We start from the raw sequence: 743 nt of genomic DNA on the forward strand, positions 1-743 counted from the left end.
CGCTGTGCTTTTAATTTCAGATAACGGTTTTCCGATTTCCATATCCGCGTCCCGGCATTGAGAAACAGGCAGCGAAATACTGCCCAGAGAAATTTTTCAAAATTCATGCCGTCATAGGTGAAGAAGCCGGACGCAGCTATGGGTGCAGCTGCTACAATGCACAACCAGCTGGCAGTTTCCCGACCCAACAGGGGAGAGCCAAAGTAATAGATCGCTCCAGCCAGTGCCACTGCACATCCAGCGCAGATTGTTTGCCGCAGATTCATCCCAAGGCAAATGGATTCTTGGTAATGACGGATTTCTTTATTGATTGGTGTCTGCATTGGTTATAACCCCATCATTTCGTGGATGATTCGGTCAGACCCTTTGATGAGTCCCACCAGAACCAGCATATTAAAAACAGTTTCGGCTAGATAGCTCCAGACCATTGTGGTGGCTTCTCCACCTCCGACCGACGGCGTGTTCACAAAGCCTGCATAGATGATGCAGGCCAATACGATTACAGCCCCTTCAAGGCATACGCCCACATAGCTTTTCAGAAAAGAAATGCCCACGCTCTGGGTGCTTTCGCCTGCAAAAGTTGAAAGAGGAAGGGGAGCCAGAGCGGTGTACAGTAGGGTAAGCGCCCGGCGCCTTACCGCATTTCTGCGGCAGGTTTCCAAACGCTCCCCTCCAAACCGGACGTACACCTCTCGATGTATCCGGCTTTCCAGATATCAGTCTAACTTTCCATTATGCAGCTT

Annotated in this window: 1 protein-coding gene and 1 pseudogene; both read right to left on the minus strand. The window is 50.2% G+C overall.

The genetic code is table 11. From position 1 onward, the window contains the following. A partial coding sequence (locus tag ACESYO_RS16405) for a PrgI family protein (RefSeq protein WP_373210882.1) occupies positions 1-323 on the minus strand: 323 nt, incomplete at its 3' end. A gap of 3 nt (positions 324-326) precedes the next feature. Continuing rightward, a pseudogene (locus tag ACESYO_RS16410) lies at positions 327-614 on the minus strand (hypothetical protein); the annotation flags it as partial. Positions 615-743: the final 129 nt, after the last annotated feature.

This window comes from Allofournierella massiliensis, from assembly GCF_964241245.1.
GTDB lineage: Bacteria > Bacillota > Clostridia > Oscillospirales > Ruminococcaceae > Allofournierella > Allofournierella massiliensis.